At 75.6% G+C, this 9,199-nt stretch carries 8 protein-coding genes, 2 pseudogenes and 1 riboswitch; of the genes and pseudogenes, 5 read left to right on the top strand and 5 right to left on the bottom strand.

The window, feature by feature from the left end:
- A pseudogene (locus CBZ_RS16175) lies at window positions 1-494 on the top strand (radical SAM/SPASM domain-containing protein); the annotation flags it as partial.
- 55 nt (window positions 495-549) lie between these two features.
- On the opposite strand, the gene CBZ_RS16170 reads toward CBZ_RS16175, so the two are convergent.
- Together CBZ_RS16170 and CBZ_RS16165 are read right to left on the bottom strand one after the other, a co-directional pair.
- The gene (locus tag CBZ_RS16170) at window positions 550-1,047 is read right to left on the bottom strand and encodes a rhodanese-like domain-containing protein (RefSeq protein ID WP_130782520.1); all 498 of its coding nucleotides are present in this window, start codon (window positions 1,045-1,047) and stop codon (window positions 550-552) included.
- Window positions 1,044-1,625 (bottom strand): cysteine dioxygenase, encoded by a 582-nt coding sequence (locus CBZ_RS16165; protein WP_130782519.1) that lies wholly within the window; start codon window positions 1,623-1,625, stop codon window positions 1,044-1,046. The genes CBZ_RS16170 and CBZ_RS16165 overlap by 4 nt, the downstream gene beginning before the upstream one ends.
- Window positions 1,626-2,071: 446 nt before the next feature.
- Between CBZ_RS16165 and CBZ_RS16160 the strand changes: the two genes are divergently transcribed.
- A complete protein-coding gene (locus CBZ_RS16160) occupies window positions 2,072-3,688 on the top strand; it encodes a methyl-accepting chemotaxis protein (RefSeq protein WP_246013491.1) in 1,617 nt (538 codons plus the stop codon).
- 51 nt (window positions 3,689-3,739) lie between these two features.
- On the opposite strand, the gene CBZ_RS16155 is transcribed toward CBZ_RS16160, so the two are convergent.
- The 3 genes from CBZ_RS16155 to CBZ_RS21035 form a co-directional block, all read right to left on the bottom strand.
- Window positions 3,740-4,729, bottom strand: coding sequence for an NAD(P)-dependent alcohol dehydrogenase (locus CBZ_RS16155; RefSeq protein ID WP_130782518.1), 990 nt, complete (start codon window positions 4,727-4,729; stop codon window positions 3,740-3,742).
- Window positions 4,730-4,921: 192 nt separating this feature from the next.
- Window positions 4,922-5,113, bottom strand: coding sequence for a CsbD family protein (locus CBZ_RS16150; protein WP_130782517.1), 192 nt, complete (start codon window positions 5,111-5,113; stop codon window positions 4,922-4,924).
- 67 nt (window positions 5,114-5,180) lie between these two features.
- Window positions 5,181-5,336 carry a hypothetical protein gene (locus CBZ_RS21035; protein ID WP_165446816.1) on the bottom strand — a complete coding sequence of 52 codons (156 nt, stop codon included), beginning with the start codon at window positions 5,334-5,336 and terminating at the stop codon, window positions 5,181-5,183.
- A 311-nt stretch (window positions 5,337-5,647) separates the two neighbouring features.
- Window positions 5,648-5,760: riboswitch (SAM riboswitch) on the top strand.
- A 301-nt stretch (window positions 5,761-6,061) separates the two neighbouring features.
- On the opposite strand from CBZ_RS21035, the gene CBZ_RS16145 reads away from it, so the two are divergent.
- The 3 genes and pseudogenes from CBZ_RS16145 to CBZ_RS16135 all read left to right on the top strand — a co-directional run.
- The gene (locus CBZ_RS16145; RefSeq protein ID WP_130782516.1) at window positions 6,062-7,222 is read left to right on the top strand and encodes an LLM class flavin-dependent oxidoreductase; all 1,161 of its coding nucleotides are present in this window, start codon (window positions 6,062-6,064) and stop codon (window positions 7,220-7,222) included.
- A 7-nt stretch (window positions 7,223-7,229) separates the two neighbouring features.
- Window positions 7,230-8,621 carry an NtaA/DmoA family FMN-dependent monooxygenase gene (locus CBZ_RS16140; protein WP_130782515.1) on the top strand — a complete coding sequence of 464 codons (1,392 nt, stop codon included), beginning with the start codon at window positions 7,230-7,232 and terminating at the stop codon, window positions 8,619-8,621.
- Window positions 8,622-8,634: 13 nt separating this feature from the next.
- Window positions 8,635-9,199 (top strand): annotated as a pseudogene (locus CBZ_RS16135) (hypothetical protein); the annotation flags it as partial.

Genomic DNA, 9,199 nt, shown 5'->3' with positions numbered 1-9,199 from the left:
AGGCCGCCGAGCGGCGGGCCGCCGAGCAGTGTGCCGCCGAGCGGCCGGACGCCGAGCGGCGCGCCACCGGCCCGGGCGGGTTCGACGACCTCGACGCCGCCTTCCCGCCGGGTCCGCTGCGGGAGCGGCTGCGCCGGGAGACCGTCGCGGCGCTCGCGGGCGGGACGTTCGCGCGGCGGCCGCCGCGGCCGCCGATGGACGTCGGCTCGGGCCGGGGGTTCGCGTTCGTCGACCACGTCGGCGACGTGTACCCGAGCGGCTTCCTGCCGGTCGTCGCGGGGTCGGTGCGGGAGGCGTCGTTCCCGGACGTCTACCGGACGTCGCCGGTGCTGACGGCACTGCGGGACCCGGACGCGCTCGGCGGACGGTGCGGGCGGTGCGAGTTCCGGTCGGTGTGCGGCGGGTCGCGGTCGCAGGCGTACGCGCGCACGGGCGACCTGCTCGCCGAGGACCCGAGCTGCGCGTGGGTGCCCGCGGAGGGCGTCCTGGCCTGACGGTGTCGTGGTCGACCGCGCGGTGCGGCGGCCCCGCCGTGACCCTTCGGGCTGGTCAGGCGGGCCGGGGGAGCGGGTCCGGGTGCGCGGACGCGTGCCACGCGGTCGCGGCGAGGTCGTCCGGCACGCCGCCCGTGGTCGGCAGTCCGGCCGCGCGCCAGGCGTGGAAGCCGCCGACGACGTCCCCGGACCGGTGCAGGCCCAGGTCGACGAGCGCGTCGGCGGCGAGGCTGGACGTGTAGCCCTCCGAGCAGAGGACGACGACGTGGACGTCGTACCCCGTGGCCTGCGGGATGCGGTGGTCGCTCGCCGGGTCGAGCCGCCACTCGAGGACGTTGCGCTCGATGACGAGCGCGGCGGGCACCGACCCCTCGGTGGCCCGCTGCGCCGCGGGGCGGATGTCGACGAGCAGCGCGCCGCGCCCGACCGCCGCCCACGCGTCCCGGGGGGTGAGCCGGTCGATGCGCGTGCGGGCGTCGGCGAGGACCTCGTCGATCGTGCGGCGCGCCCGCGTACGGGCCGCGGTCCGGACGGTCCGCGTCGCGGTGCTCACTCCTCGGGCTCCGTCGTCTCGACCGTGCGGGACGGGACGAGGCCGTCGGGCGTCGACCGGTAGTACGTCATGCGGTTCAGCGGCGGGGAGTAGGCGTGGATGCTGACCGCCGGCTCGGTGCCGACGTTGAGGACGTCGTGGATCTGCCCCGTGGCGACGGTCTGCGTGCGGCCGGTGGTGAAGTCCTGGGGGACCAGGCGGCCGTCGGCGTCGGGGCGGACCTCGGTGAGGGTGCCAGCGACGATCGTGAACGCGGCGGTCGAGTCGCCGTGGTCGTGCGGCTCGGTGCCCTGTGCCGGGAGCCACGACAGGAGCCAGACGTCGACGCCGTCGGGGGCGTCGAGCCGCGTCCACCAGCGCTCGCCCTCGGTGAACTGCACGAGGGGGCGCCACACGTCGGGGCGGTCGGCGAGCGAGCGGACGAGCGCGGCGAGCTCGTCCGCCCCGAGCGGCACCGGCGAGGTCGTCGCCGCCGGTGCGACGGCGACGTCGGCACGGGCGGCTGTGCGGGTGGAGGTGCGGGTGGAGGTGCGGGTGGAGGTGCGGGTGGCGGGGCGGAGGGGGACGTCGACGGTCATGGGGGTGCCTCTCGGTGCGGCTGCGGGTGCCCGCGGGCGTCGAGGCCTGCCGGGAGGGCGGCGGGACGGGTGCGGGCGGGTGTCAGGGTCTGCGTGGCCGGCGCGGGGCCGGGCGGGACGTCAGCGGGTCTGACAGCAGGCGCGACAGGAGCGGAGCACCGGGCCGACGTGCGTCGTGGTCATCGTGCGGCTCCTCTCCGTCCTGGGGGCGCGGTGCGCCCGAGGGGTGGGCGGCCACGCGTCGGCGGTCCGCCCGTCGGCAGCGTAGGTCGGTCCAGAAAAGCCGACCAGATCAGTCTTGCTTTGTGAGACCGCCGTCTCGCCCGTGACGCATCTCTCACGGACCGGCCGGCCCCGAGCGGTCATCGCGGGCGCCGACCGGCCGATCGGAGGCGTGACGGGGTGCGGAGCGATCGCGCCCCGCACGCAGGTGGGAGGGCGCAGTCATGCGGGTGTGGCGCGAGCAGTCGATCGGCCGGCGGATGTACGCGGTGTTCGGGCTGCTCACCGCGGGGACGGTCCTGGCGATCGCGCTGGGGGCCGTGACCGCGACGACGCAGCGAGGCTACGCGGACCAGCTCGCCCAGGCGGACCGCCTGCTGCGCCTCGCGGAGCAGGCGCGGTTCCAGATCGCCGACGCGACCGGGTGGCAGGGCCTCGTGGTCGCCGACGTCGCGGCCCTCGGACCCGACGCCGCGCTCGCGGACGACGCGTACAACCGCGGAGAGCTGCTCCGGACCGAGGAGTCGGTGCGGACGTGGCTCGCGGACCTCGACGTCGAGGGCGCCACGCCGGACGAGCGTGCGACGTTCTCGGCGCTGGGTCCGGCCTGGGACGAGTTCTTCGCGGGAGACGACGAGGTCGTCGCGCTGCTGCGCACCGGCGAGCCCGAGGACTACCGTGCCGCGCTCGTCCTCATCAACGAGGGCAGCGCCGGGGCGTCGTACGACGAGGTGCTGCGGCTCGCCGAGGAGGTGCAGGCGTCGATCGCCGACCGGGTGGCCGCGCTGCGGACCGCGCAGGGCGCCGCCGAGGAGCGCGGGCTCCTGATCCTCCTCGTCCTCGGCGCCGGCTCGGCGGCGTTCGCCGTGTTCGCCGCCCGCAAGGTCACGCGTGACGTGTCGGGCCCGGCGGCCCGCATCCGCGACGTCGCCACCGCGATGGCCGAGGGCGACCTGTCGCGCCGGACGGGGCTCGACGGCGGCGGGGAGATCTCGCGTGCCGGTGCCGCGCTCGACGCGGCGATCACCGCGGTGTCGTCCCTCGTCGGGCAGGTCACGCAGACCGCCGCGCAGACCACCGGCACGGCGACGTCCGCACGGGACGCGTCGCGGCTGGGTGCGCGCGCCGCGGGCGAGACGTCCGCGCAGGCCGGGTCCGTCGCCGAGTCGGCCGAGCAGGTGTCCCGCAACGTGCAGACCGTCGCAGCCGGTGCGGAGCAGATGGGCGCCAGCATCCGCGAGATCGCGCAGAACGCCGCGCAGGCCGCGAAGGTCGCCGCCGAGGCCACGAGCGTCGCCGAGGCGACGAACGCGCACGTCGCGCGCCTGGGGACGTCGTCGCAGGAGATCGGGAACGTCGTCAAGCTCATCACGTCGATCGCGGAGCAGACGAACCTGCTCGCGCTCAACGCGACGATCGAGGCCGCACGGGCCGGGGAGGCCGGCAAGGGCTTCGCGGTCGTCGCCGGGGAGGTCAAGGAGCTCGCGTCCGAGACCGCGAAGGCCACCGAGGACATCGCGCGCCGCGTCGAGGCCATCCAGGACGACACGAGCGCCGCCGTCGTCGCGATCGGCCAGATCTCGCAGATCGTCGCGAGCATCAACGACTTCCAGCTGACGATCGCCTCCGCGGTCGAGGAGCAGACGGCGACGACCAACGAGATGACCCGGGGCGTCGCGGAGGCCGCGCAGCGCGCGGGGGACATCGCCGCCCACATCGGCGCGGTCGCGACGAGCGCGGCGGAGAGCTCGGACGCGCTGGCTCGGGTGGACGAGAGCATGGACGGCGTCGTCGCGTACTCGCGGGAGATGGCGACGACGATCGCGGCGTTCCGCCTGTAGTCGCGCCGTCCGTCGCCGGCCCGTGCCGGTCGTCGTCGGCTCGCGCTCGCGTCAGCTCCCGCCCGGGGCGTCGTCCTCGCGCACGACGACGACGACCTTGCCCCGCGTGCGGCCGTCGCCGTGGTAGCGCAGCGCCTCGGCGACGTCGTCGAGCGCGAAGCACCGGTCGACCACGGTCCGCACCCGGCCCGCCTGGATCAGCTCGACCAGCGGCGCGACGTGCCGCACACCGAGGCGGACGGCGAGGACGCGCAGGCGTTTGCGGGACCGCAGCCCGACGAGCGGTCCGAGCAGCAGCACCTGGAGCAGGGTCCGCACCGAGCCACCCACGAACAGGTACCGGCCGCCCGGCGCGAGGGCGCGCGCGTACGCGCGCACGGAGCGGTACCCGGCCAGGTCGAGCACGACGTCGTAGGTGCGCCCGTCGCGCGTGAAGTCCTGCGTCCGGTGGTCACGGACGTGGTGCGCACCCAGCGACCGCAGGTACTCGAGCTTCTCGGCGGTGTCGACGGCGGTGACCTCGGCGCCGTCGAGCAGGGCGAGCTGCACGGCGTACGTGCCCGCGCCGCCGCCCGCGCCGTTGACCAGCACGCGTGAGCCGTCGCGCACCCCGCCCTTCGCCCTGATCCCCTGGAGGGCGATGGCCGCGGCCTGCGGGATCGCGCTGGCCTCGACGTGCGTCATCCCTGCGGGCATCGGGGCGAGCGCGTCGGACCGGACGCACACCGCCTCGGCGAACCCGCCCAGGCGGTCGAGGACGTCGGCGTAGACGTCGTCGCCGGGGCGGAACGTGGTGACGTCGCGGCCGACGGCGACGACGCGGCCCGCGACGTCCGACCCGAGGACGTGCCGGCGCGGCCGGCGCAGCCCGCCGAGCCGCGAGTACAGGGGCCGTCCGTGCAGCGCCTCGGTGTCGGACGCGTTGACCGAGCAGGCGTGCACGGCCACGAGCACCTCGTCGTCGCGGGGCGTCGGGGCGTCCACGTCGACGACCCGCACCTCGTCGGCTGTCCCGTACCGCGTGTAGACCGCTGCTCTCACGAGGCCCGATCCTGGCCGAGCAGGTGCTGCGGGTCCAGGTCGGGACCGGTGTTCGCCTCGGGCGGGGTCGCGCGGGTGCGACGGCAGCGCGCGGGTGTGACGGCAGAGCGTCCGGACGGGCGGGGCGGACGTGCCGCGGTCCGGGAGCGCCGTGCAGCAGGGGGGAGGGCGCTCCCGGACCGTGGGGGCCGCTTACTTGAAGGCGTCCTTGACGTCGTCGGCGGCGTCGCGGGCCTTGTCACCGGCCTGCTTGATGTTGGCCGACGCCTGGTCGGCCTGACCCTCGGCCTTGAGGCGGTCGTTGTCGGTCGCGTCGCCGACGCCCTCCTTGACCTTGCCCTTGGCCTCTTCGGCGGCGTGCGTGATCTTGTCGTCCAGACCCATGAGGGTCCTCCTCTCCGGGGTGCCGCGGGGCGCGGCGCTGCTCGTCGGCGTCGTCGTGGGGGGCGGGCTAGGCGGCTCGACGTCCGCGCCCGACGAGCCAGCCGATGAGGCTGACGACGAGCAGGATGATGCCGATCCAGAGCAGGATCTTGGCGGCCTCGACGGCGACGCCGAGGACGATCATGACGACGCCGGCGATGATGAGGATGAGCCACAGAGCCATCTGTCTGCCTCTCTCGACGCGGCGGCCGCGGTAGCGACCGCCGACCTGACGCGGCGACCGAGGTTCTCCGGCCACCACGATCCATGGTCGTCGCGCAACCCCCGTCTCGCATGTCGGGCAGAACGGGGCAAGGTGTGCTAAGTGCGGCACGCGGCTCGGTTTGCTGCGATGCCACCGGCCGGACTCGTGGATCTGGACGCACCTGCTCGCCACGTGGACGTCGTGTCCAGCATGCGAACACGGCGGCGCGGATACTTGACCGAACCAGTCGGGATTTCTACTGTGCTCCTCACCGGGGCCGAAGGTCCCGGGGTCATGAGCTCCAGCACCAAGCCCCGGCTCGCTGGACGGCAACCCTCCCGCGCGGCGGGGTGCCCCGGGTGACGACCAGGTCGAGGGCCACCGCCCCCGGCAACGGCGCGGACGCAGGCCACGGCCTGCCGAGAAGGAGAGAGCGATGAACGGGCGAGCACCCGGACGCACGGTCGTCCTGTCGTGTCGGTGTCGCCCCTGTCCGCCCTCCTGTCGCGCCTGCTGACCACGACGCACCGCTGACCTGAGGGCCGGCGCCCGGCCCGTGGCCGCCACGCCGACGTCTGGCGTCCCGGCGCACACGCGACGCCACGCCTCCCCTCGCACCACCGCACCCTCCCCACCCCCGCCCCGAGCGGGCGCGCAGCCGCGCGCCCGTCCGGTCGCGCACCCCGAAACGGATGGCACCCCCCATGACCGTTGCCCGCAGCGTCCACCTCGGCCTCGACCTGTCCGACGCCGGCGCCCACCCCGAGGCCTGGCGCACCACCGGCTCCGAGGCCCACCGGCTGTTCGACCCCGAGCGTCTGCGCGAGCTCGTCGACACCGCCCAGCGCGCCACGCTCGACTTCGTCCTCTTCGACGACTCGTTCGCGCTGCACACCAGCCGCAACACGACGCTGCGGGGCCGGCTCGACGCCGCGCTCGTGTCCGCCCGGCTCGCGCCCCGCAGCACCGGCATCGGCCTCGTCGCGACCGTCGACACCACGCACACCGAGCCGTTCCACGTCGCCAAGGCGCTGCAGACCATCGACCACGTGAGCCACGGCCGCGCCGCCTGGCAGGTCGCCTGGTCCACCACCGAGGAGGTCGCCTCCGCGTTCGGCCGCAAGCCCGCGCAGGACGAGGCCGACGCCGTCGCCGAGGCCGACGAGGCCGTCGACGTCGTGCGCAAGCTCTGGGACAGCTGGGAGGACGACGCCGAGATCCGCGACGTCGCCACCGGCCGGTTCGTCGACCGCGGCAAGATCCACCGCATCGACCACGAGGGCGTGCGGTTCGTCGTCAAGGGCTCGTCCATCACGCCCCGGTCGCCGCAGGGTCGGCCCCCGGTCGTCGTGCGCACGTCCTCGCCGGCGTCGGTCGCGCTCGCGGCGCACCGCGCCGACGTCGTGCGGATCACCGCCACCGACCGCGGCGACGCCGCCGCCCAGCGGGCCGAGCTCCGGGCCGCCGCCGCCGCGGTCGGGCGCGACCCCGACACGCTGCGCGTCCTCGTCGACGTGTTCGTCGTCCTCGGCGGCACCGAGCCCGCCGCGCAGGAGCGGCTCGCGCTGCTCGACGCCCTTGCCGGCGCCGCCCGCCGCCCCGCCGGGTACGCCCACGTGGGTACCGCCGCCGACCTCGCGCGGACCGTCGAGGACTGGACCGCGACCGGCGCCGCCGACGGGTTCGTCCTGCGCCCCGCCGCGCTGCACACCGACGTCGACGGGATCGCCGACGAGGTCGTCCCGCTGCTGCGCGCCGCGGGCGTCTTCCGCGACGCGTACCCCGGCACGACGCTGCGGGACACCCTCGGGCTCGCCCGCCCCGCGAGCGTCTACGCGTCCGCGTCCGCCTCCGCGATCGCGTGACCCGGCCGTGAGCGCGCGCACCCCCCGCAAGCAGGTCCACCTCGGCGCCCACTTCCCGGGCGTCAACAGCACGACCGTCTGGAGTGACCCCGCGTCCGGCAGCCAGATCGACTTCGCGTCGTTCGAGCACCTCGCCCGCAAGGCCGAGGACGCCCGGCTCGACTTCTTCTTCCTCGCCGAGGGACTGCGCCTGCGCGAGCACAAGGGCGAGATCTTCGACCTCGACGTCGTCGGCCGGCCCGACACCCTGCCGGTCCTGGCCGCGCTCGCGGCCGTCACCGACCGGCTCGGCCTGGTCGGCACGATCAACACGACGTTCAACGAGCCGTGGGAGATCGCCCGGCAGTTCGCGACGCTCGACGTGCTGTCCGGTGGGCGCGCGGCGTGGAACCTCGTGACCTCGTCCGACGCGTTCACCGGCGCGAACTTCCGCCGCGGCGGCTTCCTGCCGTACGAGCAGCGGTACGAGCGTGCCGCCGAGCTGGTCGAGGTCGCCCGCGCGCTGTGGGACTCGTGGGACGACGACGCCGTGCTCGGCGACGCCGCGAGCGGGGCGTTCCTGCGCGACGGCGCGGTGCGCGACGTCGAGCACGTCGGCCCGCACTTCCAGGTCCGCGGGACGTTCCCCACGCCGCGCGGCCCGCAGGGGCACCCCGTGCTGTTCCAGGCGGGCGACTCCGGGCCGGGCCGCGACTTCGCGGCGGCGACCGCCGACGTCGTGTTCTCGATGCACTCGACGTTCGAGGACGGCCAGGCGTTCTACCAGGACGTCAAGGGTCGGCTCGCGGCGCTCGGCCGCACCGAGGAGTCGCTCAAGATCCTCCCCGCGACCACGGTCGTGCTGGGGGACACCCCGCAGGACGCCGCAGACCGTGCCCGGCACGTCCGCCGGCAGCAGGTCTCCGGGCCCGGGGCCATCGCGTTCCTCGAGCAGGTGTGGGGCGTCGACCTCACGTCGTACGACCCCGAGGGCCCGCTGCCCGACGTCGAGCCCGACGTCGACAACGCCGACATCACCCGCGGCCGGGTCCGGCACGTCAAGGACCCGCGTCCCGTCGTCGCGCAGTGGCGGGCGCGGGCCGAGGCCGAGGGGCTGTCGATCCGGGACCTCGTCATCGCCGTGACCACCCGCGGCGGGTTCGTCGGGACCGCCACGCAGGTCGCCGACGACATCGACCGGGCCGTCCAGGAGGACGCGAGCGACGGCTTCATCCTCGTCCCGCACCTCACGCCGCACGGCCTGGACGACGTGCTCGACCAGGTCGTCCCGCTGCTGCAGGAGCGCGGCTCGTTCCGCACCGAGTACACGGGGCCGACGCTGCGCGACCACCTCGGGCTCGACCGTCCCGTCGCGGCCTCGCGCCGCACCGCCCACCTCGACCAGCAGCCCGTCGGCTGACCAGGAGCCCGCGATGACCGACACGACCACCCTCCCCGCCGTCGACGCACCGGCGCCGACGCCCGACCCGCGCGACGCGTGGGCCGCATGGCACGCCGAGCGCGAGCGCGCGCTGTTCGCACCGCACGGCTGGCTCACCCCGGTCGCGCTGCTCTGGCTGCGCGCCCAGCGGCGTGAGCTGCCCGGCGTCCCCGGCCTGTGGTGGGCCGACGACGACGGCGCCCACGTGCTCGCCGCGGACGACGACGGCCTCCTCGCGGTCGGACCCGACACCGCCGGTGCCGGGCCCGACGGTGTCCGGCACGCGACGCCGCTGCGCGGCGAGCGCACCTGGCAGGTCGTCGAGGACGGCTCGCTCGTCGTCGCCCGCTACGTGCCCGACGGCCGCGACCCGCTCGCCGCACCCGACGAGGTCGAGGTCGTCGTCGAGCTCGTGCGCCGCACCGGCCGGTACGCGCTGCGGCTGCGCGACCCGCTCGCCCCGACCCGGACCCGCTTCACCGGGGTGCCGACGTTCGCGTACGACGACTCGTGGGTCCTCGACGCGCCGGTCCGCTGGTACGACGAGCCGCAGAGGG

Origin of the sequence: Cellulomonas biazotea (assembly GCF_004306155.1) — a bacterium.
In the GTDB taxonomy this organism is placed as follows: Bacteria; Actinomycetota; Actinomycetes; order Actinomycetales; family Cellulomonadaceae; genus Cellulomonas; species Cellulomonas biazotea.
Note: the sequence above shows the minus strand (reverse complement) of the source record. Positions and strands in the feature narration are given on the sequence as shown.